The organism is Enterobacter sp. JJBC, assembly GCF_036936505.1.
Taxonomy (GTDB): Bacteria; Pseudomonadota; Gammaproteobacteria; order Enterobacterales; family Enterobacteriaceae; genus Enterobacter; species Enterobacter hormaechei_C.
In genome coordinates this window covers 1,389,827-1,416,308 of the sequence record NZ_CP136935.1, presented here as the reverse complement: position 1 = coordinate 1,416,308, position 26,482 = coordinate 1,389,827, and the positions used below count along the sequence as shown (strand labels likewise).

General features: G+C 54.2%; 21 protein-coding genes, 7 tRNA genes and 1 pseudogene. 22 read left to right on the top strand and 7 right to left on the bottom strand.

The genetic code is table 11. From position 1 onward, the window contains the following. Positions 1–56 precede the first annotated feature (56 nt). On the top strand, positions 57–2,255 hold the full coding sequence (speF, locus tag RY075_RS06770; protein WP_022650609.1) for an ornithine decarboxylase SpeF: 2,199 nt from the start codon (positions 57–59) through the stop codon (positions 2,253–2,255). Beyond that, a complete protein-coding gene (gene potE, locus RY075_RS06765) occupies positions 2,252–3,565 on the top strand; it encodes a putrescine-ornithine antiporter (RefSeq protein WP_338628341.1) in 1,314 nt (437 codons plus the stop codon). The genes speF and potE overlap by 4 nt, the downstream gene beginning before the upstream one ends. Before the next feature lie 103 nt (positions 3,566–3,668). Here the strand turns inward: potE and pgm are convergent, their stop codons facing one another. After that, positions 3,669–5,309: a phosphoglucomutase (alpha-D-glucose-1,6-bisphosphate-dependent) gene (gene pgm / locus RY075_RS06760; protein ID WP_232967346.1), complete on the bottom strand. Its 1,641-nt coding sequence runs from the start codon at positions 5,307–5,309 to the stop codon at positions 3,669–3,671. Between the two features lie 24 nt (positions 5,310–5,333). Next, positions 5,334–5,879, bottom strand: coding sequence for a replication initiation negative regulator SeqA (gene seqA, locus RY075_RS06755; RefSeq protein ID WP_003858650.1), 546 nt, complete (start codon positions 5,877–5,879; stop codon positions 5,334–5,336). A gap of 183 nt (positions 5,880–6,062) precedes the next feature. On the opposite strand from seqA, the gene ybfF reads away from it, so the two are divergent. From ybfF to fur, 4 genes are all read left to right on the top strand, one after another. Then, the gene (gene ybfF / locus RY075_RS06750) at positions 6,063–6,836 is read left to right on the top strand and encodes an esterase (protein ID WP_003858651.1); all 774 of its coding nucleotides are present in this window, start codon (positions 6,063–6,065) and stop codon (positions 6,834–6,836) included. A gap of 128 nt (positions 6,837–6,964) precedes the next feature. Next, positions 6,965–7,252 carry a LexA regulated protein gene (ybfE, locus tag RY075_RS06745; RefSeq protein WP_003858652.1) on the top strand — a complete coding sequence of 96 codons (288 nt, stop codon included), beginning with the start codon at positions 6,965–6,967 and terminating at the stop codon, positions 7,250–7,252. 155 nt (positions 7,253–7,407) lie between these two features. Then, positions 7,408–7,938 (top strand): flavodoxin FldA, encoded by a 531-nt coding sequence (gene fldA, locus RY075_RS06740; RefSeq protein ID WP_302378532.1) that lies wholly within the window; start codon positions 7,408–7,410, stop codon positions 7,936–7,938. 291 nt (positions 7,939–8,229) lie between these two features. After that, positions 8,230–8,676 (top strand): ferric iron uptake transcriptional regulator, encoded by a 447-nt coding sequence (fur, locus tag RY075_RS06735; RefSeq protein ID WP_003858655.1) that lies wholly within the window; start codon positions 8,230–8,232, stop codon positions 8,674–8,676. Positions 8,677–8,767: 91 nt separating this feature from the next. On the opposite strand, the gene chiQ is transcribed toward fur, so the two are convergent. Both chiQ and chiP read right to left on the bottom strand, forming a co-directional pair. After that, positions 8,768–9,094, bottom strand: a complete 327-nt coding sequence (gene chiQ / locus RY075_RS06730) for a ChiQ/YbfN family lipoprotein (protein ID WP_045350624.1) — start codon at positions 9,092–9,094, stop codon at positions 8,768–8,770. Positions 9,095–9,141: 47 nt separating this feature from the next. Further along, positions 9,142–10,539 carry a chitoporin gene (chiP, locus tag RY075_RS06725; RefSeq protein WP_338628339.1) on the bottom strand — a complete coding sequence of 466 codons (1,398 nt, stop codon included), beginning with the start codon at positions 10,537–10,539 and terminating at the stop codon, positions 9,142–9,144. Positions 10,540–10,626: 87 nt separating this feature from the next. On the opposite strand from chiP, the pseudogene RY075_RS06720 reads away from it, so the two are divergent. Then, a pseudogene (locus tag RY075_RS06720) lies at positions 10,627–10,725 on the top strand (methionine synthase); the annotation flags it as partial. 261 nt (positions 10,726–10,986) lie between these two features. Here the strand turns inward: RY075_RS06720 and glnS are convergent. Both glnS and nagE read right to left on the bottom strand, forming a co-directional pair. Next, positions 10,987–12,654 (bottom strand): glutamine--tRNA ligase, encoded by a 1,668-nt coding sequence (glnS, locus tag RY075_RS06715; protein WP_023315634.1) that lies wholly within the window; start codon positions 12,652–12,654, stop codon positions 10,987–10,989. A gap of 169 nt (positions 12,655–12,823) precedes the next feature. Continuing rightward, the gene (gene nagE, locus RY075_RS06710; RefSeq protein ID WP_003858662.1) at positions 12,824–14,773 is read right to left on the bottom strand and encodes a PTS N-acetyl glucosamine transporter subunit IIABC; all 1,950 of its coding nucleotides are present in this window, start codon (positions 14,771–14,773) and stop codon (positions 12,824–12,826) included. Between the two features lie 325 nt (positions 14,774–15,098). Here nagE and nagB point away from each other — a divergent pair, with 325 nt between their 5' ends. The 12 genes from nagB to RY075_RS06650 all read left to right on the top strand — a co-directional run bounded on the left by nagB (position 15,099) and on the right by RY075_RS06650 (position 21,964). Then, on the top strand, positions 15,099–15,899 hold the full coding sequence (gene nagB, locus RY075_RS06705; RefSeq protein ID WP_003858663.1) for a glucosamine-6-phosphate deaminase: 801 nt from the start codon (positions 15,099–15,101) through the stop codon (positions 15,897–15,899). Positions 15,900–15,954: 55 nt separating this feature from the next. After that, a complete protein-coding gene (nagA, locus tag RY075_RS06700) occupies positions 15,955–17,103 on the top strand; it encodes an N-acetylglucosamine-6-phosphate deacetylase (protein ID WP_003858664.1) in 1,149 nt (382 codons plus the stop codon). 8 nt (positions 17,104–17,111) lie between these two features. Then, positions 17,112–18,332, top strand: a complete 1,221-nt coding sequence (locus RY075_RS06695) for an N-acetylglucosamine repressor (protein WP_003858665.1) — start codon at positions 17,112–17,114, stop codon at positions 18,330–18,332. A gap of 45 nt (positions 18,333–18,377) precedes the next feature. Next, a complete protein-coding gene (nagD, locus tag RY075_RS06690; protein WP_003858667.1) occupies positions 18,378–19,130 on the top strand; it encodes a ribonucleotide monophosphatase NagD in 753 nt (250 codons plus the stop codon). A 251-nt stretch (positions 19,131–19,381) separates the two neighbouring features. Continuing rightward, positions 19,382–21,046 carry an asparagine synthase B gene (gene asnB, locus RY075_RS06685; RefSeq protein WP_003858669.1) on the top strand — a complete coding sequence of 555 codons (1,665 nt, stop codon included), beginning with the start codon at positions 19,382–19,384 and terminating at the stop codon, positions 21,044–21,046. 225 nt (positions 21,047–21,271) lie between these two features. Beyond that, positions 21,272–21,348 (top strand) — tRNA-Met (locus RY075_RS06680). A gap of 8 nt (positions 21,349–21,356) precedes the next feature. Next, a tRNA-Leu gene (locus tag RY075_RS06675) sits at positions 21,357–21,441 on the top strand. Positions 21,442–21,464: 23 nt separating this feature from the next. After that, positions 21,465–21,539 (top strand) — tRNA-Gln (locus tag RY075_RS06670). A 32-nt stretch (positions 21,540–21,571) separates the two neighbouring features. Then, a tRNA-Gln gene (locus RY075_RS06665) sits at positions 21,572–21,646 on the top strand. A 17-nt stretch (positions 21,647–21,663) separates the two neighbouring features. Continuing rightward, a tRNA-Met gene (locus RY075_RS06660) sits at positions 21,664–21,740 on the top strand. Between the two features lie 41 nt (positions 21,741–21,781). Further along, positions 21,782–21,856: transfer RNA gene (locus RY075_RS06655), tRNA-Gln, on the top strand. A 33-nt stretch (positions 21,857–21,889) separates the two neighbouring features. Continuing rightward, positions 21,890–21,964 (top strand) — tRNA-Gln (locus RY075_RS06650). Positions 21,965–22,072: 108 nt separating this feature from the next. On the opposite strand, the gene ubiF is transcribed toward RY075_RS06650, so the two are convergent. Then, entirely contained in the window at positions 22,073–23,248 is a 1,176-nt protein-coding gene (gene ubiF / locus RY075_RS06645) for a 3-demethoxyubiquinol 3-hydroxylase (protein WP_003858670.1), read from the bottom strand. A gap of 135 nt (positions 23,249–23,383) precedes the next feature. On the opposite strand from ubiF, the gene miaB reads away from it, so the two are divergent. The 3 genes from miaB (at position 23,384) to ybeY (ending at position 26,482) form a co-directional block, all read left to right on the top strand. Beyond that, positions 23,384–24,808 carry a tRNA (N6-isopentenyl adenosine(37)-C2)-methylthiotransferase MiaB gene (gene miaB, locus RY075_RS06640; protein WP_003858672.1) on the top strand — a complete coding sequence of 475 codons (1,425 nt, stop codon included), beginning with the start codon at positions 23,384–23,386 and terminating at the stop codon, positions 24,806–24,808. 163 nt (positions 24,809–24,971) lie between these two features. Further along, entirely contained in the window at positions 24,972–26,018 is a 1,047-nt protein-coding gene (locus RY075_RS06635; protein ID WP_086626349.1) for a PhoH family protein, read from the top strand. After that, positions 26,015–26,482, top strand: coding sequence for an rRNA maturation RNase YbeY (gene ybeY, locus RY075_RS06630; protein WP_003858677.1), 468 nt, complete (start codon positions 26,015–26,017; stop codon positions 26,480–26,482). Before RY075_RS06635 ends, ybeY begins: the two co-directional genes overlap by 4 nt.

Sequence of the window (26,482 nt, the reverse complement as noted above, 5' to 3'; positions counted from 1 at the left end):
ATTTCTTTACCGCAAGAAGTCGAGGGCCCCATATTGCCTGAAATAAAGAGATAAAGATGAAAACGTTAAAAATTGCCGTCAGCCGTGCCTGCCCTGAATGCTTTACCACTTCGCGCGACATTGTGGATATCACCGCATCGGATTATATTGATGTGGCAGCCGTGGTTCTGGCCGTCAGCGATATTTTCAATGGCGCCATAGAAGAAATAGAAGCCACGGGATTCGGTATTCCGGTGTTTATTGCCACGCATAAAGAAGAAAGGGTTCCGGCTGAATTTCTGTCGCGTATTCACGGCGTTTTTGAGTACTCCGACACCAGCAATGCGTACTACGGGCGCCAGCTTGAAGCGGCTGCGCAGAAGTACGAAACCCAGCTCCGCCCGCCGTTCTTCCGCGCGCTGGTCGATTACGTCCAGCAGGGGAACAGTGCGTTTGACTGCCCCGGACATCAGGGAGGCCAGTTCTTCCGCCGCCATCCGGCCGGAAACCAGTTTGTCGATTTCTTTGGCGAAACGCTTTTCCGCGCCGATCTGTGCAATGCCGACGTGGCAATGGGCGATCTGCTGATCCATGAAGGCGCGCCATGCATCGCCCAACAGCATGCGGCAAAAGTCTTTAATGCGGATAAAACCTACTTCGTGCTGAACGGCACCTCCTCTTCCAACAAAGTGGTGCTCAATGCCCTCCTCACGCCAGGCGATCTGGTGCTGTTCGATCGCAATAACCATAAATCTAATCACCACGGAGCACTGTTACAGGCAGGCGCGACGCCGGTGTATCTGGAAACGGCGCGCAACCCGTACGGGTTTATCGGCGGTATTGACGCACACTGTTTCGACGAGAGTTACCTGCGGGAACTGGTGTCAGAGGTCGCGCCTGGTCGCGCGCGGGATGAACGTCCCTTCCGTCTGGCGGTGATCCAGCTGGGCACCTACGACGGTACCATTTATAACGCCCGTCAGGTGGTGGATAAGATTGGTCACCTGTGCGATTACATTCTGTTTGACTCCGCCTGGGTGGGTTACGAGCAGTTTATCCCGATGATGGCCGACTGCTCACCGCTGCTGCTGGAGCTGAACGAAAACGATCCAGGCATTCTGGTTACCCAGTCGGTGCATAAGCAGCAGGCGGGCTTCTCGCAAACCTCGCAAATCCATAAGAAGGACAGCCATATAAAAGGCCAGGCGCGCTATGTCCCGCATAAGCGCCTCAACAACGCCTTTATGATGCACGCCTCCACCAGCCCGTTCTATCCGCTGTTTGCCGCCCTGGATATCAACGCCCGCATGCACGAGGGGCAAAGTGGGCGCAACATGTGGATGGACTGCGTGGTGACCGGTATCGAAGCGCGAAAACTGATCCTTCAGAACTGTCAGTTTATTCGTCCGTTCGTGCCAGAGACGGTGGATGGCCGTCCATGGGAAAGCTGGGATACGGCAGAGATTGCTACCGATCTGCGCTTCTTCCATTTTGTTCCGGGCGAACGCTGGCACGCCTTTGAGGGATATGCCGAGCATCAGTATTTTATCGATCCCTGCAAACTGCTGCTGACCACGCCAGGCATCAACGCCCGCACCGGCGAGTACGATGATTTCGGCGTGCCCGCCACCATCCTCGCCAACTTCCTGCGTGAAAACGGCATCGTGCCGGAAAAATGCGACCTCAATTCCATTCTGTTCCTGCTCACCCCGGCGGAGGACATGGGCAAATTGCAGCAGCTCGTCGCCCAGCTGGTGCGCTTCGAAAAACTGCTCCAGAGCGATGTGCCGCTGAAAGAGGTTCTGCCCTCTCTTTATAAGCAACATCCGGAACGTTATGCGGATTATACCCTGCGTCAGATTTGTCAGGAGATGCACGACCTCTATGCCCGCCATAACGTGAAGCAGCTGCAAAAAGAGATGTTCCGCAGGTCTCACTTCCCGCGCGTCATGATGAACCCGCAGGAGGCGAACTATGCCTATCTGCGCGGTGAGGTCGAGCTGGTGTCCCTGCGCGACGCGGAAGGCCGTATCGCCGCGGAAGGCGCGCTGCCTTACCCACCGGGGGTGTTGTGCGTGGTTCCGGGGGAAGTCTGGGGCGGTTCCGTGCTGCGCTACTTCGCCGCGCTGGAAGACGGGATCAATCTGCTGCCGGGCTTTGCGCCGGAGTTACAGGGGGTTTACGTCGAGGAGTGTGACGGTCGCAAACAGGTGCGCTGCTACGTCATCAAACAACCTGCCGCTCAGCCATCGCTGCTGAAAGGAGAAAAATTATGAGTAAGGCCAACAAGATGGGCGTGGTGCAACTCACTATTCTCACCATGGTGAATATGATGGGTTCGGGGATCATCATGCTGCCCACCAAGCTCGCTGAAGTGGGGACGATTTCGATTATCTCCTGGCTTGTTACCGCCGTGGGTTCGATGGCGCTGGCATGGGCCTTTGCCAAGTGCGGAATGTTCAGCCGCAAGTCCGGCGGGATGGGTGGCTATGCCGAATATGCGTTCGGTAAGTCCGGTAACTTTATGGCGAACTATACCTACGGCGTGTCGCTGCTGATCGCCAACGTGGCGATTGCCATTTCCGCTGTCGGTTACGGCACGGAGCTGTTTGGGGCGACGCTGACCCCGGTGCAGATTGGGCTGGCAACCATCGGCGTGCTGTGGATCTGTACCGTCGCCAACTTTGGCGGCGCGCGCATCACCCGACAACTTAGCAGCATTACCGTCTGGGGCGTGATTATCCCGGTTGTCGGCCTGTGCATCATCGGCTGGTTCTGGTTCAGCCCGACCCTGTACGCCAACTCCTGGAATCCGCATCACGTACCGTTCTTCACTGCCGTGGGATCGTCCATCGCCATGACGCTGTGGGCCTTCCTCGGGCTGGAGTCAGCCTGTGCGAATGCGGAAGTGGTGGAAAACCCGGAGAAAAATGTGCCGATCGCGGTACTCGGCGGGACGCTGGGGGCGGCGGTGATCTATATCGTCTCGACAAACGTGATTGCGGGAATTGTGCCCAACATGGATCTGGCCAACTCCACGGCGCCGTTCGGGCTGGCGTTTGCGCAGATGTTTACGCCGGAGGTAGGGAAAGTGATTATGGGACTGATGGTGATGTCCTGCTGCGGCTCGCTGCTGGGCTGGCAGTTCACCATCGCTCAGGTGTTTAAATCCTCGGCTGACGAAGGCTATTTCCCGAAAATCTTCTCCCGCGTGACCAAAGCGGATGCACCTGTGCAAGGGATGCTGGCGATTGTCATCTTCCAGAGTGGTTTGTCGCTGATGACCATCAGCCCGTCACTGAACAGCCAGTTTAACGTGCTGGTCAACCTGGCGGTGGTGACGAACATCATTCCGTACATTTTGTCGATGGCGGCGCTGGTGATTATTCAGAAGGTGGCGAAGGTTGATCCGCGCAAAGCCCGTGCGGCCAATATTGTGGCGCTGATTGGCGCAATTTACAGCTTCTATGCGCTCTATTCCTCCGGCCAGGAAGCGATGCTGTATGGTGCGATGGTGACCTTTATGGGCTGGACGCTGTACGGTCTGGTGTCGCCGAGATTTGAATTGAAGAACAAGCACAGTTAGGTAAAAGCAAAACGGCAACCCTGAGGTTGCCGTTTTTAGTGTTTTCTCCCTCTCCCCGTGCGAGAGGGCCGGGGTGAGGGCATCAGCCCGCACCAAACACCACTTACGCGTTTTTCAGCACTTCGCTGACAATCTCTACCGCTTCTTTCTCAATCTGCTGACGATGCTCAGCGCCGAGGAAGCTTTCGCAATAGATTTTGTACGCATCTTCCGTACCGGATGGACGCGCGGCGAACCAGCCGTTTTCGGTCATCACCTTCAGGCCGCCGATGGATGCGCCGTTACCCGGCGCCGCCGTCAGACGCGCGGTGATCGGGTCACCTGCCAGGGTGCTGGCGCTGACCATCTCCGGAGAGAGTTTTGACAGAGCTGCTTTTTGCGCAGACGTGGCGCCAGCCTGGATACGGTTATAGCTTGGCGCACCAAAACGTTCCGCCAGCTCGTTGTAATGTTCCTGCGGGTTCTTACCGGTGACCGCGGTGATTTCCGCCGCCAGCAGGCACATGATGATGCCGTCTTTATCGGTTGACCATGGGGTGCCGTCGAAGCGCAGGAAGGATGCCCCCGCGCTCTCTTCACCGCCAAAGCCGAAGCTGCCGTCGTGCAGACCGTCAACAAACCACTTGAAGCCCACCGGCACTTCCACCAGCTTGCGGCCCAGCGCATCGACCACACGGTCAATCATGGCGGAAGAGACCAGCGTTTTACCCACCGCGACCTCTTTGCCCCACTGCGGACGGTGCTGGAAGAGATAATTAATGGCCACAGCCAGGTAGTGGTTCGGGTTCATCAGCCCAGCCGGGGTGACGATACCGTGACGGTCGTAGTCCGGGTCGTTAGCAAACGCCAGATCGAACTTGTCGCGCAGCGCCAGCAGGCCAGCCATTGCGCATTCGGAGGAGCAGTCCATACGGATCGCGCCGTCTTTGTCCAGGTGCATAAAGCGGAAGGTCTGATCGACGTGATCGTTCACGATGGTCAGATCCAGCTTGTAGTGCTCGGCAATGAGTTTCCAGTATTCAATACCGGAGCCGCCCAGTGGATCCACGCCCAGCTTCAGACCGGCTTTCTGGATAGCGGCCATATCGACGATATCCGCCAGCCCTTCCACGAACGGCTGAACCAGATCCTGCTCTTTCACGTGGCCGGAGGCCATGGCTTCATCCAGTGAGATACGCTTCACGCCGTTCAGACCGTTAGCCAGTAACGCGTTGGCGCGATCTTCCACCACTTTCGTGACGTTGGTATCCGCCGGGCCACCGTTTGGTGGGTTGTACTTGATGCCGCCATCTTCCGGTGGGTTGTGGGACGGGGTGATCACAATGCCGTCAGCCTGCGCGCCACCTTTTTTGTTGTGTACCAGAATAGCGTTAGACACCGCAGGCGTTGGCGTGAAACCGTTGTTCTCCTGAACAATCACGTCTACGCCGTTCGCCGCCAGCACTTCCAGCACGGAGATAAAAGCAGGTTCAGACAGGGCGTGGGTATCTTTCCCTACATAGCACGGACCGGTGACGCCATTTTTGGCGCGCTCTTCCGCGATGGCCTGAGCAATGGCCAGAATGTGCGGTTCGTTAAAGCTGTGGCGCGCCGCGCTGCCGCGGTGGCCAGATGTACCAAACTTCACTGCGTGTTCTGCGTTGCCCACCACCGGTTTCAGCACGTAGTACTGCGCGGTCAGTTGAGCGACGTTAATCAAATCGCGTTGTTGCGCAGGTTGTCCTGCACGGCTGTGATTTGCCATTGCCTGGTCCTTCTGATGCAAGGGTTAAATTGTACCGCAAACCTTTTCGATCAATTCCGCCGGGAACTGCATGGACTGCATGATATGTTCGATCATGCTGCACTTGCGGCCCGTATTGGTATTGGTGATCACCCAGTATGGCGTACCGGGAACGTGTTTGGGTTTGGTTTGGTTGCCATTTTGCAGCAAGGTCTGCTCGTCGCCTGCGAAATAAACGCGCGTGCGACCGTGCAGCGACTCTGTCGCTTCTGCAAATGCGTTGTTATCCAGTGAGTAAAGTGTAGACAGCACCAGCATAAAGCGGTTAACGGCCTTTTTCTGCTCGGCATATTCATCGGACAGCAGCAGCTCGCGCATCGCGCGCACTTTGTCCTTTGCCGGCATGACGGCAGGTTTTACTTGTGCAACAACGCTCGGCTGAGACACGACATCTTTAGTGACAGGAGTGGGCTGTGAGGCGGCGGAAATTTTAAGCATGCGCCGTAAAATGTCGGACGCGCTCTCCCCAATATGCCGCGTCTGGCTGGCAATATACTGATAGAGTTCGTCATCAACTTCGATTGTTTTCATCTTAATCCAGTGCGATATCTTATCTGAATACAAGTCGTTGAGATTATAAGGTCAAATCCCAACAGCGGATAGCGTCAAACCAGGTTGGCGGCAAAAGTCAGATTAAACTGGATCCTTGCCCCCGGGCGGCAGAATGGTCAACATGATACCCTAACCTGACAAACCTAAAAAAAGAACTTTGCCATGAAATTGAATACCCGAGCGCAAACTGCACAATCGCCGAACAATAATTCTCCCATCGTACTGGTTCACGGCCTGTTTGGTAGCCTGGATAATCTGGGTGTGCTGGCGCGCGATTTAGTGACCGATCACGAGATCCTCCAGGTTGACATGCGCAATCACGGTCTTTCAGGGCGCTCGGAGGAGATGACCTACGCAGCCATGGCGCAGGATCTGCGGGACACCCTCGATGCGAATAATATTCAGAAAGCGACGCTTATCGGGCATTCAATGGGCGGTAAAGCGGTGATGGCGCTCACTGCGCTGGCACCTGAGCGAATTTCCGGGCTGGTGGTCATCGACGTTGCGCCCGTCAATTACGACGTTCGCCGTCACGATGAGATTTTTGCCGCCATCAATGCGGTCACCGAAGCGGGTGTCGCAACCCGCCAACAGGCGGCTGCCGTTATGCGCGAGCATCTTGATGAAGAAGGCGTGGTCCAGTTCCTGCTGAAATCGTTTGTTGACGGGCAATGGCGCTTTAACGTCCCGGTGCTGTGGGATCAGTATTCGCATATTGTGGGCTGGGAAGCCGTCCCCGCCTGGCCGCACCCTACCCTTTTTATTCGCGGCGGCAACTCCCCTTACGTCACTGACGCGTACCGTGACGCGCTGCTGGCGCAATTCCCGCAGGCTCGCGCTCACGTCATTGCGGGTGCCGGGCACTGGGTACACGCGGAAAAACCGGATGCCGTCCTGCGCGCCATTCGCCGCTATCTTACTGATACAGCGAATTGATTAAAAAGCCAGCGACCGGAAGACGACGGGCTTCCAGTCGTTGGCGTGTGGATTTGGGTGATGTATGATGGCGCGCTTATCGCCCGGGCATTAGCAGGGCGGCGTGTTTCCCCCGAAGTCTCAGAATCATGGCCAAAGAACAAACGGACCGTACGACACTAGATCTGTTCGCGAATGAGCGTCGACCGGGACGACCGAAAACGAATCCGCTTTCGCGCGATGAACAGCTGCGTATCAATAAACGCAACCAGCTTAAACGCGATAAAAATCGTGGGCTTAAGCGTGTCGAACTGAAGCTGAATGCCGATGCCGTCGATGCGCTTAACGAATTAGCTGACGCGCGCAACATCAGCCGCAGCGAACTGATCGAAGAGATGCTGATCGCCCAGCTTGAGACGTTACGCGGCAAGGCGTGAGTCAGAAAATCCCCAATATTACCTTTTTCATGTAGCACAGAGTGCAGTCCTGCGTGATAGCTGTTTCCGCAGGGTTGCCTGTTCTGCTATTATTGCCCTTATCCGTGGACAATTTGCGCCACCATACCATTAAGTTTCAAGAGGTTATTTTACTCATGGCAATCATCGGCATTTTCTTTGGCAGTGATACCGGCAATACTGAAAATATCGCAAAAAACATTCAAAAACAGCTCGGTAAAGACGTTGCTGATGTGCATGACATCGCCAAGAGCAGCAAAGAAGATCTCGAGGGCTATGACATCCTGCTGCTGGGCATCCCCACCTGGTACTACGGTGAAGCACAGTGTGACTGGGACGATTTCTTCCCGACGCTGGAAGAAGTAGACTTCAACGGCAAGCTGGTTGCCCTGTTTGGCTGTGGCGATCAGGAAGACTATGCTGAGTATTTCTGTGATGCGCTGGGCACTATTCGCGACATCATTGAGCCACGCGGTGCGGCGATCGTCGGTCACTGGCCAACGGCGGGTTACCATTTCGAAGCTTCCAAAGGTCTGGCAGATGACGATCACTTCGTTGGCTTGGCCATTGATGAAGACCGTCAGCCAGAGCTGACCGCTGAGCGTGTAGAAAAATGGGTTAAGCAGGTTCGTGAAGAGCTGAACCTGGACTATATCCTTAACGCCTGATATCCCTGCGGCGCAACTCCGGTTGCGCCCGTTTTCCAGGTAAAACCGATTAAATTAATTGCTACAAACTTTTAACTTTTTCGCCCAGACCTGTACAATATCCCCCTGGTAAAAAGTGGGTGCCATCGAACAAGTTTGTTGGTGATACCACGTTTTTATAAGCATACTTTGCTTGAGACTTGCAGTTTTCATTTAGCCATGGCAGTTCTATAATGAGACGCATTATCCCAAGTGCATTTTCTGTCACTTCTTCTTTTGAAGTGAATCGTTTAGCAACAGGACAGATTCCGCATGACTGACAACAATACCGCATTAAAGAAAGCTGGCCTGAAAGTAACGCTTCCTCGGTTAAAAATCCTTGAAGTGCTTCAGGGGCCAGACAATCACCATGTCAGTGCGGAAGACCTTTATAAGCGTCTTATCGATATGGGTGAAGAGATTGGGCTGGCAACCGTCTATCGTGTGCTGAACCAGTTTGATGACGCGGGCATTGTTACTCGTCATAATTTCGAAGGCGGTAAATCCGTGTTCGAGCTGACTCAGCAGCACCACCACGATCACCTGATCTGCCTCGATTGTGGCAAGGTCATTGAATTTAGCGATGATTCCATTGAATCGCGCCAGCGTGAAATCGCCGCCCGTCATGGCATCCGCCTGACCAACCACAGCCTGTACCTGTACGGTCACTGCGCTGAAGGTGATTGCCGCGAAAATGAACATGCGCACGACGCAAAATAAGTGAGTGTTCATACTCTGAGCCAGCCGTGAGGTTGGCTTTTTTTTGCCTGAAAAAAGCCCGGTGACGCTGCGCCACCGGGCGTAAAGCAACTTATTTATTGTTATTGCGTATCTCGTTCCAGATCTTATCGCAACGCTTCGCCACTTCCTGATCGTTACCGGTTTTACGCGCCTGAATACAGGCCTGGTAATCCATCACGCGAACGTTTTCCTGCGTGGCGAATTGCTCATGGGCTTTGTCTTTTTTCAGCACGTTCAGCACGCTTTGACAGGCCTCAATCTTCTCAGGTGAACCCTGTGCGGTATTGATGCACGCGCTGTAGGCCTCTTTCAGACGGGAGTCCTCTTTCGGCACCTGATCCTGCGCGCATGCCACCAGCCCGAAGGTCAGCAACGCAACGATTACCCTTTTATTCATCATGTTCAGTCTCCATAACGGCGGGACACCGCCCGCCGCAGCATTCCTCAGAAGATGGTAAATGGCGCAATGACCATGAATTTCACGTCACGTTCATCCTGGAAGATGTTGCCGTAGCCGCCCGCGTAGCTCGGGATATCGGAGTGGTTGTCATACTGGGTGAAGTGCAGTTTGAACATCGTGCCTTTCGCACGGCCCTCCTGAAGGGTATAAATCGCATCCAGACTGTATGAAGACTCTTTCAGACGGTAGTTCGGATCGTAGTACGCGTCTGGCGTTGCCATATCCCCGGGCTTCGCATCCCAGGCGTACGCGTAGGATGCTCCCACTGCCCAGCCGGGCAGGTTCCAGTTTTTCAGGTCATACATTGCCCCGAAGAAGACCGCCTTTTCGCCGTCGGCGTTAAAGTCAGAGCGGTTATCCCACCAGATATCCAGACGACCGTTAGAGGAGGCGTAGGTAGGCGTCATACGTTGCAGGAAGTAACCCTGCTGCCCTTCTGCCTTGACCCATGTTCCCTCCAGACGCAAATCAACCTGACCTACCTTGTAGCCGAAGGTCAGCGCCTGTAACCACGCGGTGCCGTCATAGATATCATTTACGCTGCCATCACTGACCTTGTCGCGCGTACCGTAGAACTGATAGCTGGTGCTAAGCGGGCTACCCGCGATATCAAATTTGTAGCTGGCTTTAGCAAAGTACTGATCGATATAGCCTTCAGCCTGACCAAATGCAGCTTCCAGCACCAGATCGTTTTTAAAGTCGTACTTCGCTCCCAGCGAGTGGAGATAATCAACTTTGGTTTTTTTATCGTTCTGATAGAACTTGTCCATCTCAATGTGCCACGGCGCTTTGTACTCGTTGGTCCACATATAGGAGAAGCTCAACGCCCCCGCATCGCCGTAGTCAAAATTAGCACCGGCTTCCACCCCCTGATAGGTGCCTGGCATAAAGCTCCAGTGCGGCGCTAACAGCGTCTGACCGGTTGGCTGGATATAACCTCCGCGCGCCCAGACCGGACCATATTTGAATTTTGCAGCCGCTTTATACAGGCTGATTCCGCTTTTATCGCCGGACCAGTCTTCGTCGTAGGCTTTATTGCTGGAGGAGAACGCAATTTCGTTCGGATGGCCGCTGTCGCCATTTTCGGCCATTTCAATTGCGGTGAACGCTGCAATATCGATCCCGAACATATCGGCGGCATATCCCGACTGGAAATCAAGGTTGGCGTTCCAGGTCGAGTGAGAAAGGTTGGTTTTGTATTTATCTTCAGTGACGTCTTTACGGTCACGCTCACGCTGCCAGTAATAAATACCGCCCGTGAGGGTGGAATCTTCGATGAAACCTGCTGCTTTTGCCTCTGGCGCAACCACCAGGCCCGACATTGCTGTCACACCGGCGATAGCCAGCGCCAGCGCACTACGTTTGCCACTGAACGTACGCATAGATTATTCCTCTTTGACGAATTAAAACGCCTTAAACGGCGAAAAACAGAAAAGACCAAGTGGTCAGGGGTAGTCAGAAATACCCTCGAATTAACTACCGTCTTTAGGTTATTTTTCGCGACGCGAATTATCAATGCTTTTAATCAGGCAAAAGTCAGGATTATGACGAAGAGCACATATTTCGTAGTGCTTTGTAACATTTACCGGGAAGCGAGTACTGGCGGGGGAATGCGCTAATTTTCAGTAAGTAACATTGATATTGTGAATATATTTTTCAGTGTTTCTGTTTTTGGAAAACAACAAACTTTTTTTAAATAAAATAAGTAGCACCACATTGACCTGGAATGTTGGGTTTAAATGATTATCCCGATGCTTAACGACATGATCGTTAAATAAAAAAACGCCGCATTACGCGGCGTTTGTTTCTCATTGACCAGAGCAGCGTTATTATTCGCCGATCTTAGTCCAGGTATCACGCAGACCGACGGTACGGTTAAATACCGGTTTTTCTGCCGTGCTGTAACGGCTGTCCAGGCAGAAGTAACCCTCACGTTCAAACTGGAACGCTTTACCGGCTTCAGCGGCTTTCAGAGACGGCTCGGCATACCCCTGCTTGATAATCAGAGACTCAGGGTTAATGACCGCCAGGAAGTCCTCCGCAGCGCCTGGATTAGGCACGCTGAACAGACGATCGTAGAGACGGATCTCAACCGGCAGCGCATGCTGCGCGCTCACCCAGTGGATTACACCTTTTACTTTACGACCATCCGCCGGATCTTTACTCAGCGTCTCTGCGTCGTACGTACAGAAGATGGTCGTGATGTTACCTTCCGCATCTTTCTCTACTCGCTCTGCTTTGATCACATAGGCGTTACGCAGACGCACTTCTTTGCCCAGCACCAGACGCTTGTACTGCTTGTTCGCTTCTTCGCGGAAGTCGGCGCGATCGATCCAGATTTCACCGCTGAACGGCACGTCGCGGGTGCCCATTTCCGGTTTGTTCGGATGGTTAGGCATCGAGACCTGTTCGCTTCCGCCCTGCGGATAGTTTTCGATAACCAGTTTCACTGGATCGATCACTGCCATCGCGCGCGGCGCGTTTTCGTTCAGGTCTTCACGAATGCAGGATTCCAGAGACGCCATTTCGATGGTGTTGTCCTGCTTGGTGACGCCAATACGTTTGCAGAACTCACGAATGGACGCCGAGGTGTAGCCACGACGACGCAGGCCAGAGATGGTCGGCATACGCGGGTCGTCCCAGCCTTCAACGTGCTTGTCGGTGACCAGCAGGTTCAGCTTACGCTTGGACATCACGGTGTATTCCAGGTTCAGACGAGAGAACTCGTACTGACGCGGATGCACAGGAATGGTGATGTTATCCAGCACCCAGTCGTACAGACGACGGTTGTCCTGGAATTCCAGCGTGCACAGAGAGTGCGTAATGCCTTCCAGCGCATCGCTGATGCAGTGGGTGAAGTCGTACATCGGGTAGATGCACCACTTGTTACCGGTCTGGTGGTGTTCAGCGAACTTAATGCGGTACAGCACCGGATCGCGCATCACGATGAACGGAGACGCCATATCGATTTTGGCACGCAGACACGCTTTACCTTCTTCGAAGCCACCGGCACGCATTTTTTCAAACAGCGCCAGGTTCTCTTCCACGCTACGATCGCGGAACGGGCTGTTTTTACCAGGCTGAGTCAGCGTACCGCGGTATTCACGGATTTCGTCAGCTGACAATTCGTCGACGTATGCCAGACCTTTGTTAATCAGTTCAACCGCGTAGGCATACAGCTGATCGAAATAGTCTGAGGAGTAGCAGATATCGCCAGACCAGTTGAAGCCCAGCCATTGCACGTCGTTTTTTATCGACTCAACGTATTCGATGTCTTCTTTTACTGGGTTGGTGTCATCGAAACGCAGGTTGCACTGCCCCTGGTAATCTTGCGCAATACCAAAGTTCAGGCAGATCGATTTGGCGTGACCAATGTGCAGGTAGCCATTTGGCTCCGGCGGGAAACGCGTGTGGACTGTGGTGTGCTTACCACTGGCCAGATCTTCATCGATGATCTGACGAATAAAGTTACTCGGGCGGGCTTCTGCCTCACTCATCGTGGATTCCTCAAAGCGTAAACAACGTATAACGGCATATGATCTTATAAGCCGGACGTAGTGACAACCCTTAAAACGTCCCGGAAGAAAATAATGGGGGCAATTGCTGCAAAAAAAAGCGGCGGAGGATATCCCCCGCCGCTAAAGGCATAACTCTACTCAGGAGCGATTACTTGCCTTTAATCTCATACAGTGGCGTCTGGCCTGCAACTACCTGCCCCTGCGCCTGGATCACCAGACCGCTGAAGTCGTCGATGTTGCTGCACACGACCGGGCTTATCATGGAGCGCGCGTTAGCATTCAGGAAGTCCAGATCCATTTCCAGAATCGGCTGGCCTGCCGCCACTTCAGCACCCTCTTCCACCAGGCGAGTAAAGCCCTGGCCGTTCAGCGCAACGGTATCGATACCCATATGGACAACGATCTCCGCGCCTTTTTCCGTTTCCAGGCAGAACGCATGGTTGGTGTTGAAGATTTTCACGATAGTACCGGCAGCCGGAGAGACCACGGTTTTGTCCGTTGGTTTTACCGCCACGCCGTCACCGACCGCTTTGCTGGCGAACGCTTCGTCAGGCACCTGTTCAAGCGCAACAACGTCACCTGTCACCGGAGAAACCAGCGCAGCGATGGTCACCGCGTTTGGCACAGCCTGCGGTTTTGCAACCGGCGCGTCAGCCACCGGTGCGTTATCCGTTGAGGCGGCAGCGACCGGCCCACGGGCAACCACTTTTTTCATTTCATCGCCGATAGATTCGGCCTTCGCACCCACGATAACCTGGATGGTTTGTTTGTTCAGTTTCACCACACCAGACGCACCCAGGCGTTTGCACATTGCATCGCTCACGCGCGCGGAGTCGCCTACGGTCAGACGCAGACGGGTAATACAGGCATCGATCGCTTTCAGGTTGTCGGTGCCACCCACAGCGGCAATGTAGCTGGTTGCCAGCTGGGTTAAACCCTCTTCGGTATTGCTGTTGGCTTCACTGGTCACAACATCATCTTTCGTATCTTCGCGACCAGGCGTCTTCAGGTTAAACATACGAATAACCGCGCTGAACAGAACGAAGTAGATAACGAAGAAGATCAGGCCCATCACCATCAGGATCCAGACGTTGCTGCTTGCCGCCGGCAGGTTGTACATCAACACATAGTCGATGGCACCTGCGGAGAAGGAGAAGCCAGCATGGATACCCAGAAGGGTGGCGACGAACAGGCTGATACCGGTCAGGATCGCATGCATCAGATACAGCAGCGGAGCCAGGAACATGAACAGGAATTCCAGTGGCTCGGTCACGCCGGTCAGGAAGGCGGTGATCGCAACGGACAGCAGCATCCCGCCAACCATTGGGCGACGCGCTTTCGGCGCAGCCAGGTACATTGCCAGCGCCGCGCCAGGCAGACCAAACATCATGATTGGGAAGAAGCCAGACATGAACATGCCCGCGGTGCCGTCGCCTGCGTAGAAGCGGTTGATATCACCGTGGAATACCGCGCCGGCCGCGTTGGTGAACTCACCAATCTGGAACCAGGCGATGGTGTTCAGTACCTGATGCAGACCGGTTGGGATCAGCAGACGGTTAATGAAACCGAAGATGCCCGCACCCATTGCGCCCGCAGACACGATCCACTCGCCACCCGCATGGATAGCATGCTGCACCGGTGGCCAAACGTAGCCAAAGATGGCGGCGAGGATCAGACAGAAAAAGCCCGTCGCAATCGGCACAAAACGTTTACCGCCGAAGAAGCTCAGGAAGTCAGGAAGTTTGATACCTGCCCAACGGTTGTACACGGCGCCACCCACCAGGCCAGTAATGATACCTGCCAGCACACCCATGTTGATTTCAGGATTGATGGTTACCATCGCTTTCGTGAGGATGAAGTAACCGACAGCCCCTGCCAGTGCCGCGGCACCCGCGCTGTCTTTTGACCAGCTTGACGCCACACCGATGGCGAAAATCAGCGCCAGGTTGTCAAAAATTGCGCCGCCTGCCTGGGCAATAAACGGCACGTTAAGAAGATCGGGTTGCCCGAATCGCAGCAGCAACGCTGCAACCGGTAGCACGGCGATAGGGAGCTGCAAAGCCCTACCGAGGCGCTGGAAAAAACCTAAAATATTCATCCTATTCCCCCTACGAGACCCTTTGTTAAGACTCGCGCATAAACTATGTTTTTATTGTGTCACGAACGATAGATACAGTTGATGATTCACTGGCAGTGTGAGTGTGTGAAAAATTAATTCGTATCGCAAATTAAACACCTATTTTTTGTGATTATTGTCACCAAATATCGTATTAAACCCTCCCTGTCACTGGCTAACGACGAAAACTTATTTTATCATTCAAAAAATCAAGACGGATTGATCCGGCCTGAAAGGTTCCAGGTTACGCTTAGTTCAGGTTGCACTAATCATCCGCCCACTTTTACTTAAACTTTAGAGGTGAATAATGAGACTGATTCCCCTGGCAACAGCTGAACAAGTCGGAAAATGGGCTGCTCGTCATATCGTTAATCGCATCAACGCGTTCAAACCAACAGCCGATCGTCCTTTCGTTCTCGGTCTTCCAACCGGCGGCACGCCCCTGACCGCTTATAAAGCTCTGGTTGAAATGCACAAAGCGGGCCAGGTTAGCTTTAAACACGTTGTGACCTTCAACATGGACGAATATGTCGGCCTGCCAAAGGAACATCCGGAAAGTTACCACAGCTTTATGCACCGTAATTTCTTCGATCACGTTGATATTCCGGCTGAAAACATTAACCTGCTGAATGGAAACGCGCCTGATATTGACGCAGAATGCCGTCAGTATGAAGAAAAAATCCGTTCCTACGGTAAAATCCACCTGTTTATGGGCGGCGTAGGCAACGATGGTCATATCGCGTTCAACGAACCGGCATCTTCACTGGCTTCCCGTACCCGTATTAAAACGCTGACCCATGATACGCGCGTGGCTAACTCCCGCTTCTTTGACGGCGACGTCAATCAGGTGCCTAAATACGCGCTGACCGTGGGCGTGGGCACGCTGCTGGATGCCGAAGAAGTGATGATTCTGGTGCTGGGCGCGGTGAAAGCGCAAGCGCTTCAGGCTGCCGTTGAAGGCAACGTGAACCATATGTGGACGATCAGCTGCTTACAGCTGCATCCAAAAGCGGTTGTCGTGTGTGACGAACCGTCCACCATGGAGCTGAAAGTGAAAACGCTGAAATACTTCAACGAGCTGGAAGCTGAGAACATCAAAGGTCTGTAATTGAATAACCGCCTCTTTTATCCGGGGCGGTCGCTTTTTTTAACCGGGGGTCGATATGTACGCTTTAACTCACGGTCGGATTTATACCGGCCATGAAATTCTGGATGACCATGCGATTGTAATCGCCAATGGCCTGATTGAACGTGTTTGCCCGCTGGCGGAACTGCCGCCGGAGATCGAACAGCGTTCACTCAATGGAGCTGTAATCTCCCCCGGTTTCATCGACGTACAGCTTAACGGCTGCGGCGGTGTCCAGTTTAACGATACCGCAGAGGCGGTGACGGTTGAAACGCTGGAAATCATGCAGAAAGCCAACGAGAAATCGGGCTGCACCAGCTATCTGCCAACGCTGATCACCAGCAGCGATGACCTGATGAAACAGGGTATCCGCGTCATGCGCGAATACCTGGCAAAACATCCGAATCAGGCGCTGGGGCTGCACCTGGAAGGGCCCTGGCTGAATATGGTCAAGAAAGGCACCCATAACCCAAACTACGTGCGCAAACCGGATGCCGAGCTGGTGGATTACATGTGCGCCAATGCCGATGTGATCACCAAAGTGACGCTGGCCCCGGAAATGACCGGCACGGACGTTATCAGCAAACTGGCCGCCGCCGGGATTGTGGTATCTGCGGGCCATTCGAACGCGACGCTGAAAGAGGCGAAGGCCGGTTTCCGCGCAGGCATTACATTTGCCACACACCTTTATAACGCGATGCCCTATATTACTGGCCGCGAACCGGGACTGGTTGGCGCAATTCTGGATGAACCAGACGTCTACTGCGGCATTATCGCCGACGGCTTGCATGTCGATTACACCAACATCCGCAACGCCAAACGCCTGAAAGGCGACAAGCTCTGCCTGGTGACGGATGCTACCGCTCCGGCAGGAGCGAATATTGACCAGTTCATTTTTGCTGGTAAAACAATATACTACCGGAATGGACTGTGTGTGGATGAGAACGGCACGCTGAGCGGTTCTTCTCTGACGATGATCGAAGGGGTACGTAACCTCGTTGAACATTGCGGCATCGCGCTTGAGGAAGTGCTGCGCATGGCCACGCTTTATCCGGCGCGCGCCATTGGCGTCGATAAACAGCTCGGTGGTATTGCGCCAGGTATGGTTGCAAACCTGACGGCGTTCACACACGATTATAAAATTATTAAGACCATCGTTAATGGTAACGAGGTCGTCACTGAGTAAGTAAAAGTATGACACCAGGCGGACAAGCTCAAATCGGTAATGTCGATCTCGTTAAACAACTTAACAGCGCGGCAGTTTATCGCCTGATTGACCAGCACGGGCCAATCTCACGCATTCAGATAGCCGAACAAAGCCAGCTTGCTCCCGCCAGCGTGACAAAAATTACACGTCAGCTTATTGAGCGCGGCCTGATCAAAGAAGTCGATCAGCAGGCCTCCACCGGGGGCCGCCGCGCGATTTCCATCGTCACGGAAACCCGCAATTTTCAGGCCATTGGCGTTCGCTTAGGACGTCATGACACCACTCTTACGCTCTACGACCTGAGCAGCAAGGCCATTGCCGAAGAGCATTACCCCCTTCCTGAGCGCACGCAGGAGACGCTTGAACATGCGTTACTGAATACCATTGCGCAGTTTATCGAAAGCTGTCAGCGCAAGATCCGTGAACTCATCGCCATCTCGGTGATTTTGCCCGGCCTGGTTGACCCGGAAAGCGGCGTTATTCGCTACATGCCGCATATTAAGGTAGAGAACTGGGGGCTGGTTGAGGCGCTGGAAAAGCGCTTCAAGCTGACCTGCTTTGTTGGTCACGATATTCGCTCGCTGGCGCTGGCGGAGCACTACTTTGGTGCGAGCCAGGACTGCGAAGACTCTATTCTGGTGCGCGTTCACCGTGGTACAGGTGCGGGCATCATCTCGAATGGCCGCATTTTTATTGGTCGTAACGGTAACGTAGGCGAGATTGGTCATATCCAGGTGGAACCGCTTGGCGAGCGTTGCCACTGCGGTAATTTTGGCTGTCTTGAAACCGTTGCCGCCAACGCCGCCATTGAACATCGCGTTCGCCATCTGCTGGAGCAGGGTTACCAGAGCCGCGTCACGCTGGACGATTGTAAGATCGGCACCATCTGCAAAGCGGCAAACAAAGGCGATGCGCTGGCTTGCGAAGTGATCGAACAGGTAGGACGCCACCTGGGTAAGACCATCGCCATTGCCATCAACCTGTTTAATCCGCAAAAGGTGGTGATTGCCGGCGAGATCGTTGAAGCCGAAAAAGTGTTACTGCCCGCCATTGAAGGCTGCATCAATACCCAGGCGCTGAAGGCATTTCGCCAGAATTTGCCGGTGGTGCGATCTACGCTCGATCACCGCTCGGCAATTGGCGCATTCGCCCTGGTAAAACGTGCCATGCTGAACGGGATCCTGCTGCAACATTTGCTGGAATCCTGATCGGATCTTATAGTAACGCCTTCTTTTTTTGATGTCGGATTGTCCATGACCATTAAGAATGTAATTTGTGATATCGACGGCGTGCTGATGCACGACAACGTTGCCGTGCCGGGTGCTGCGGAGTTTCTTCACCGCATCATCGACAAAGGAATGCCACTGGTTCTTCTCACGAACTACCCTTCACAGACTGGTCAGGATCTGGCAAACCGCTTTGCTACTGCGGGCGTCAACGTCCCGGACAGCGTGTTTTATACCTCTGCGATGGCGACCGCGGATTTCCTGAAGCGTCAGGAAGGCAAAAAAGCCTATGTCGTTGGCGAAGGTGCGCTGATCCACGAGCTGTATAAAGCGGGCTTCACCATCACCGACGTGAACCCGGACTTTGTCATCGTGGGCGAAACGCGCTCCTTTAACTGGGAGATGATGCATAAGGCAGCCTACTTTGTCGCCAACGGTGCGCGTTTTATCGCCACCAACCCGGACACGCACGGTCGCGGTTTTTATCCCGCCTGCGGTGCGCTGTGTGCCGGTATCGAAAAAATCTCGGGCCGTAAGCCGTTTGTTGTCGGTAAACCGAGCCCGTGGATTATCCGCGCCGCACTGAATACGATGCAGGCACACTCAGAAGAAACCGTCATTGTGGGCGACAACCTGCGTACCGATATTCTTGCTGGCTTCCAGGCGGGGCTTGAAACCATCCTGGTGCTTTCTGGCGTTTCACAGCTTGATGACATTGATACGATGCCGTTCCGGCCAAGCTGGATTTACCCCTCTGTCGACGAAATCGACGTTATTTGATTCAGAACCACGCCTCAGGGCGTGGTTTTTCATTTCTGCTGTCTTAAAACATCACTTCATCTAACGAAATCAGCTCTTCATTGAGAAATCATCAATATAATTGCTTAAGGCATACACTTTTTTTTAAGATTCGGCAATTGCCATTGCACTTTTTACGTTTTCATCGGTAAAACGCTTGCGCCCCCTCCCCTTTTTGCGGCATTTTCATAAGCAAGCAACATCACAACGCAACAGGGTTAACGGAGAAGGTTATGTGTTCTATTTTTGGCGTACTGGATATTAAAACTGACGCGGGCGAACTGCGTAAAAAAGCACTCGAATTGTCCCGCCTGATGCGCCATCGCGGTCCGGACTGGTCAGGCGTTTACGCCAGCGATAAAGCGATTCTGGCTCACGAACGTCTCTCCATTGTTGATGTCAACGCTGGCGCACAGCCGCTGTATAACGAGAAAAAAACGCACGCGCTGGCTGTTAACGGTGAAATTTACAACCATCAGGCGCTGCGCGCTGAGTACGGCGATCGCTACGCGTTTCAGACCGGCTCAGACTGCGAAGTGATCCTGGCGCTGTATCAGGAGAAAGGCCCGGAGTTCCTCGACGACCTGCAAGGTATGTTCGCCTTCGCCCTGTACGACAGCGAAAAAGACGCTTACCTGATTGGCCGCGACCATATTGGTATTATCCCGCTGTACATGGGACACGATGAACACGGTAACTTCTACGTTGCCTCAGAGATGAAAGCCCTGGTACCGGTATGCCGCACCATCAAAGAGTTCCCGGCAGGTAGCTACCTGTGGAGCCAGGACGGCGAGATCCGCCCGTACTACCAGCGCGACTGGTTTGATTATGAAGCGGTGAAAGACAACGTGACGGACAAAGCGGAACTGCGTCAGGCGCTGGAAGAGTCAGTGAAAAGCCACCTGATGTCAGATGTCCCCTACGGTGTACTGCTCTCCGGCGGTCTGGACTCCTCCGTGATCTCCGCGATCACCAAGAAATTCGCCGCACGTCGCGTGGAAGATCAGGAGCGCTCTGAAGCCTGGTGGCCACAACTGCACTCCTTTGCCGTGGGTCTGGAAGGGGCACCTGACCTGAAAGCCGCCCAGGAAGTGGCGAACCATCTTGGCACGGTGCACCATGAAATTCACTTCACCGTACAGGAAGGTCTGGATGCGATCCGCGATGTGATCTATCACATTGAAACCTATGATGTGACCACCATTCGCGCCTCCACGCCGATGTATTTGATGTCGCGGAAGATCAAAGCGATGGGCATCAAGATGGTGCTCTCCGGCGAGGGTTCTGACGAAGTGTTTGGCGGTTACCTCTATTTCCACAAAGCGCCAAACGCCAAAGAGCTGCATGAAGAAACGGTGCGTAAGCTACAGGCGCTGCACATGTTTGACTGCGCGCGCGCCAACAAAGCGATGTCCGCCTGGGGTGTGGAAGCCCGCGTGCCGTTCCTCGATAAGAAATTCCTCGATGTGGCGATGCGCATCAACCCACAGGACAAAATGTGCGGCAACGGCAAAATGGAGAAACATATCCTGCGTGAATGTTTTGAATCCTACCTGCCGGCGAGCGTGGCGTGGCGTCAGAAAGAGCAGTTCTCCGATGGCGTAGGCTACAGCTGGATCGACACCCTGAAAGAGGTGGCGGCGAAACAGGTTTCTGATCAACAACTGGAAACTGCGAGCTTCCGTTTCCCGTACAACACGCCAGCCTCGAAAGAGGCGTATTTGTACCGTGAGATCTTTGAGGAGCTGTTCCCGGTTCCAAGCGCAGCCGAGTGCGTACCGGGTGGTCCTTCGGTCGCCTGCTCTTCTGCTAAAGCCATTGAATGGGATGAATCCTTCAAAGCGATGAACGATCCGTCAGGACGCGCGGTGGGCGTTCACCAGTCTGCTTATAAATAATGTCCAGACTATAATCAGGCCCTCCGGGGCCTGATTTTTTTGTCTCTCTTTTCCCGGCATAAAATCGATTAATAACCAATAATTGTCGAATATTCGGCCTCGCTGTTCGCAACCTAACCAAACAGTCACATTCCGGCTATTTTCATTGAAAAAGGTGTTGACGCTGCAAGGGTCTATACGCATAATGCGCCCCGCAACGCCGATAAGGTAACGCGAAAAAAAGATGGCTACGTAGCTCAGTTGGTTAGAGCACATCACTCATAATGATGGGGTCACAGGTTCGAATCCCGTCGTAGCCACCATCTTTTTTGCGGGAGTGGCGAAATTGGTAGACGCACCAGATTTAGGTTCTGGCGCCGCAAGGTGTGCGAGTTCAAGTCTCGCCTCCCGCACCATTCCCAGGTAAGCGTTGCACGGATGGGGTATCGCCAAGCGGTAAGGCACCGGTTTTTGATACCGGCATTCCCTGGTTCGAATCCAGGTACCCCAGCCATATTTCTTCGATCATGCGGTTCTCCGCGGTATTGGGGTATCGCCAAGCGGTAAGGCACCGGTTTTTGATACCGGCATTCCCTGGTTCGAATCCAGGTACCCCAGCCATCGAAGATTGCAGTACTGGCTACGTAGCTCAGTTGGTTAGAGCACATCACTCATAATGATGGGGTCACAGGTTCGAATCCCGTCGTAGCCACCATATTTACGTTATCGAATACGATTCGGTAAACTGAACATTGTTGGGGTATCGCCAAGCGGTAAGGCACCGGATTCTGATTCCGGCATTCCGAGGTTCGAATCCTCGTACCCCAGCCACTTTAAGTCGTTAAGCAGTTTGTTTAACGCAATTGGGGTGTCGCCAAGCGGTAAGGCTCTGGTTTCTGATACCAGCATTCCGGGGTTCGAATCCCTGCACCCCAGCCACTTTAAACAAACAAGCCCGCTCTGCGGGCTTTTTTGTTTTTGTTGTTTAGAATAGTGCGGCCTGATGCCTTCCCCCTAACCCTCTCCCACGGGGAGAGGGAATAAAGATCAGAGTCCGAGGGCGTACTTCAGGGCCTGACGCTTCAGACCACCGGCACGTTCCGCTGCCATCAATCCAATATTGCGCACTATACGCACCGGACCAACATCATTGCTGAACCCGGCATAGAACAGATCCATCCCCGACTGCATAATGAAGTTATCCGCCATACGGCGCGTCTGGTAGCGCTTCAGAACCTGATGGCTGGCCCAGGCTTCCGCGTGGGCGCGAGCGTTACCCAGCACATCCAGTAACGCATCGACGTCACGGTATCCCAGATTCACCCCCTGCCCCGCCAGCGGATGAATGGTGTGCGCCGCGTCCCCCACAAGCACCAGTCCTTCACGGGCATACTGCAACGCATGGCGTCGCATCAGCGGGAATGCGCCGGCGGCAACCGGGGTCACGTTGCCCAGACGGCTCGGGAAGTGCTGGCGGATTTCGCGCTGCAACTGATCCATGGACAGCCCCTGCAACTGTCGAATGCGCGCCGGTTTGTCGTACCACACCAGCGAAGCCCAGTTATCAAACAGCGGTAAGAATGCATGCGGGCCGTTCGGCGTAAAATGCTGCCAGGTGCTTTCGCCCGGCGCGTTTTCTGACTGAACGGTGATCAGCATGCAGGACTGCTGGTACTGCCAGGCATGGATCCCAATGCCTGCCATCTGCCTGACCTGCGAGTTCGCGCCATCCGCCCCCACCACCAGCTTCACGGCCAGCTCATCGTCGTTGTCCAGCGTCAGGAGATACCCGCCCTCATGACGATGCAGGCCTTTCAGCGAGTCCGGCACGCGCAGCGTCACCTTCGGGTGCGCCTCCAGCGCCTGCCAGAGTGCCTGCTGGAGCACGTTGTTTTCCACCATATAGCCCAGGCGCGGCAGTTTCAGCTCGGCGGCATCAAACGACACGTGAGCATTTTCCCACTCCCAGGTTTCGAGACGGCTGTAAGGATGCGCGCGCATCGCCAGCACCGCCTCCCAGACGCCCAGCCCGCGAAGCAGATCAACAGAGGCCGCGCTGATGGCGGAAATACGTACGTCCGGTTGGCTGGCAGGATCGAATGCCGGCGGAGCCGCCTGTTCAATAACGGTTACGTCAAATCCCTGCTGCGCCAGCCCCAGCGCCAGTGCGCCGCCGACCATACCGCCGCCAACAACGGCAACTTCGGTGTTCAGGAGTGTCATGGTCACTATTCCTTATTGAAGAATACCTTAAGTTTACCGGATTTTTGCGGCCCTGAGGTTGACAACCTTCATACTGGTCACAACCGCACCAAAGCATTACAATACGCGGCTTGCAATCCTGAGCTGAGCAAGTCGATGACTAAAAAACTCCATATAAAAACCTGGGGCTGTCAGATGAACGAATACGATTCATCGAAGATGGCCGATCTGCTGGATACCACCCACGGATACCAGCTGACTGAAAATGCGAAAGAAGCCGATGTGCTGCTGCTGAACACCTGTTCAATTCGTGAAAAAGCACAGGAAAAAGTCTTTCATGTGTTAGGCCGCTGGAAGCTTCTCAAACGGAAAAATCCGGACCTGATCATTGGCGTGGGTGGCTGCGTCGCATCGCAGGAAGGTAAGCTGATCCGCCAGAGAGCCCCCTATGTGGATATCGTTTTTGGCCCTCAGACCCTGCACCGCCTGCCAGAAATGATTAATCAGGTTCGCGGCAGCCGTAGCCCGGTGGTTGACGTGAGCTTCCCGGAGATCGAGAAATTTGACCGTCTGCCAGAGCCGCGCGCTGATGGCCCGACCGCCTTCGTCTCCATCATGGAAGGCTGCAACAAATACTGTACTTACTGCGTGGTGCCTTACACCCGCGGTGAAGAAGTGAGCCGCCCGGCAGACGATATCCTGTTTGAAATCGCGCAGCTTGCCGCGCAGGGCGTTCGCGAAGTGAACCTGCTGGGGCAGAACGTGAACGCCTGGCGCGGGGAAAACTACGACGGTACCACCGGCAGCTTTGCTGAACTGCTGCGTCTGGTGGCGGCGATTGACGGCATCGACCGCATTCGTTTTACCACCAGCCATCCGATGGAATTTACCGACGACATTATTGACGTCTATCGCGATACGCCAGAGCTGGTGAGCTTCCTGCACCTGCCTATCCAGTGCGGCTCTGACCGCGTGCTGAACCTGATGGGTCGTCCACATACGGTGCTGGAGTATAAGTCCACCATCCGCAAGCTGCGTGAAGCGCGCCCGGATATCCAGATTAGCTCCGACTTTATCGTCGGCTTCCCTGGCGAAACCGCTGATGACTTCGAGCGCACCATGAAGCTCATCGGCGAGGTGAATTTCGACGTCAGCTACAGCTTTATCTTCTCTGCGCGCCCGGGCACCCCTGCGGCCGATATGGTTGATGATGTACCGGAAGAAGAGAAAAAGCAGCGTCTGTATATTCTACAGGAGCGTATCAACCAGCAGGCCAACGCCTGGAGTCGTCGCATGCTCGGCACTGTCCAGCGTATTCTGGTGGAAGGCACCTCCCGTAAGAGCATCATGGAACTGTCTGGTCGAACCGAAAATAACCGCGTGGTGAATTTTGAAGGCACCCCGGACATGATCGGTAAGTTTGTGGACGTCGAGATTGTCGAAGTGCTCACGAACTCGCTGCGCGGGAAGGTGGTACGCACTGAGGATGAAATGGGTCTGCGAATTGCACAGACTCCGGAATCCGTTATCTCTCGCACCCGCAAGGTCAACGACTCTGGCGTAGGTATTTACCAGCCGTGATCCTCCTGGCCTGCCTGTCCGGCAGGCCTTGTATTTCCTCTCATCACCCCCAATATCTACCGTAACGCTTGCGCCTTTATTCTATGGCGTGAATAATTTCGGTAATGACCGTTTTATTACGCCGTGTGGCCACAGGTCAGTTAACCAATTAAAGAGGAACAGTTTGAACATAGATACGCGTGAAATTAGCCTTGAGCCCGCAGACAACGCTCGCCTGCTGAGCCTGTGCGGGCCGTTTGATGACAATATCAAACAACTGGAGCGACGTCTGGGTATCGAAATCAATCGTCGCGATAACCATTTCAAACTCACCGGACGCCCAATCTGCGTTAACGCCGCGGCAGATATTCTCCGCAGCCTGTATGTTGATACCGCCCCGATGCGCGGTGAGATCCAGGATATTGAACCTGAACAGATCCACCTGGCCATCAAAGAGGCGCGCGTGCTTGAGCAGAGCGCGGAGAGCGTGCCGGAGTATGGCAAAGCCATCAACATCAAAACTAAACGCGGCGTGATTAAGCCTCGTACCCCGAACCAGGCGCAGTACATCGCCAATATTCTCGACCATGACATCACCTTCGGCGTGGGCCCGGCGGGTACGGGTAAAACCTATCTGGCCGTTGCCGCTGCGGTCGATGCGCTTGAGCGTCAGGAGATCCGCCGTATCCTGCTGACCCGCCCTGCTGTTGAAGCCGGTGAAAAACTGGGCTTCCTGCCGGGCGATCTGAGCCAGAAGGTCGACCCGTATCTGCGCCCGCTGTATGACGCGCTGTTCGAAATGCTCGGCTTCGAGAAAGTTGAAAAGCTCATCGAGCGTAACGTGATTGAAGTGGCCCCGCTGGCCTACATGCGTGGCCGTACGCTTAACGACGCGTTCATCATTCTGGATGAGAGCCAGAACACCACTATCGAACAGATGAAGATGTTCCTGACGCGTATTGGCTTTAACTCGAAAGCGGTTATCACCGGTGACGTCACCCAGATTGACCTGCCGCGTAACACCAAATCGGGTCTGCGTCACGCCATCGAAGTCCTGGCCGAGGTAGAGGAAATCAGCTTCAACTTCTTCCACAGTGAAGACGTGGTACGCCATCCGGTGGTCGCGCGTATCGTTAACGCTTATGAGGCCTGGGAAGAGGCAGATCAGAAGCGCAGGGCCGAACTGGCCGCAGAACGTAAGCGCGAAGCGCAGGAGCATGAACAGAAATGAGTCAGGTGATCCTCGATTTACAGCTGGCCTGTGAAGATAATTCCGGCATGCCAGAAGAGGCACAGTTTCAGAAATGGCTGGATGCCGTTATCCCCCAGTTTCAGGAAGAATCAGAGGTCACGATTCGCCTGGTGGATGAAGCAGAAAGCCATGAGCTCAACCTGACCTACCGCGGGAAAGATAAGCCGACCAACGTGCTCTCTTTCCCGTTCGAAGCCCCTCCGGGCATTGAGATGCCGCTGCTGGGCGATCTGATCATCTGCCGTCAGGTGGTTGAGCAGGAAGCCAAAGAGCAGCAAAAGCCGCTGGAAGCGCACTGGGCACACATGGTGGTGCACGGTAGCCTGCATCTTCTGGGTTACGACCATATTGAAGATGACGAAGCGGAAGAGATGGAATCCCTCGAGACAGAGATAATGCTTGCTCTGGGCTATGAGGATCCGTACATTGCCGAGAAAGAATAG

Bases quoted from the DNA above. Each gene is read 5' to 3' on its own strand.
- pgm (WP_232967346.1), bottom strand. From the start codon at position 5,309: ATGGCAAATCACAGCCGTGCAGGACAACCTGCGCAACAACGCGATTTG.
- ybeY (WP_003858677.1), top strand. From the start codon at position 26,015: ATGAGTCAGGTGATCCTCGATTTACAGCTGGCCTGTGAAGATAATTCC.
- speF (WP_022650609.1), top strand. From the start codon at position 57: ATGAAAACGTTAAAAATTGCCGTCAGCCGTGCCTGCCCTGAATGCTTT.
- ybfF (WP_003858651.1), top strand. From the start codon at position 6,063: ATGAAATTGAATACCCGAGCGCAAACTGCACAATCGCCGAACAATAAT.
- ybfE (WP_003858652.1), top strand. From the start codon at position 6,965: ATGGCCAAAGAACAAACGGACCGTACGACACTAGATCTGTTCGCGAAT.
- potE (WP_338628341.1), top strand. From the start codon at position 2,252: ATGAGTAAGGCCAACAAGATGGGCGTGGTGCAACTCACTATTCTCACC.
- nagB (WP_003858663.1), top strand. From the start codon at position 15,099: ATGAGACTGATTCCCCTGGCAACAGCTGAACAAGTCGGAAAATGGGCT.
- fldA (WP_302378532.1), top strand. From the start codon at position 7,408: ATGGCAATCATCGGCATTTTCTTTGGCAGTGATACCGGCAATACTGAA.
- nagD (WP_003858667.1), top strand. From the start codon at position 18,378: ATGACCATTAAGAATGTAATTTGTGATATCGACGGCGTGCTGATGCAC.
- glnS (WP_023315634.1), bottom strand. From the start codon at position 12,654: ATGAGTGAGGCAGAAGCCCGCCCGAGTAACTTTATTCGTCAGATCATC.
- RY075_RS06695 (WP_003858665.1), top strand. From the start codon at position 17,112: ATGACACCAGGCGGACAAGCTCAAATCGGTAATGTCGATCTCGTTAAA.
- seqA (WP_003858650.1), bottom strand. From the start codon at position 5,879: ATGAAAACAATCGAAGTTGATGACGAACTCTATCAGTATATTGCCAGC.
- miaB (WP_003858672.1), top strand. From the start codon at position 23,384: ATGACTAAAAAACTCCATATAAAAACCTGGGGCTGTCAGATGAACGAA.
- chiP (WP_338628339.1), bottom strand. From the start codon at position 10,539: ATGCGTACGTTCAGTGGCAAACGTAGTGCGCTGGCGCTGGCTATCGCC.
- chiQ (WP_045350624.1), bottom strand. From the start codon at position 9,094: ATGAATAAAAGGGTAATCGTTGCGTTGCTGACCTTCGGGCTGGTGGCA.
- ubiF (WP_003858670.1), bottom strand. From the start codon at position 23,248: ATGACACTCCTGAACACCGAAGTTGCCGTTGTTGGCGGCGGTATGGTC.
- fur (WP_003858655.1), top strand. From the start codon at position 8,230: ATGACTGACAACAATACCGCATTAAAGAAAGCTGGCCTGAAAGTAACG.
- nagE (WP_003858662.1), bottom strand. From the start codon at position 14,773: ATGAATATTTTAGGTTTTTTCCAGCGCCTCGGTAGGGCTTTGCAGCTC.
- nagA (WP_003858664.1), top strand. From the start codon at position 15,955: ATGTACGCTTTAACTCACGGTCGGATTTATACCGGCCATGAAATTCTG.
- asnB (WP_003858669.1), top strand. From the start codon at position 19,382: ATGTGTTCTATTTTTGGCGTACTGGATATTAAAACTGACGCGGGCGAA.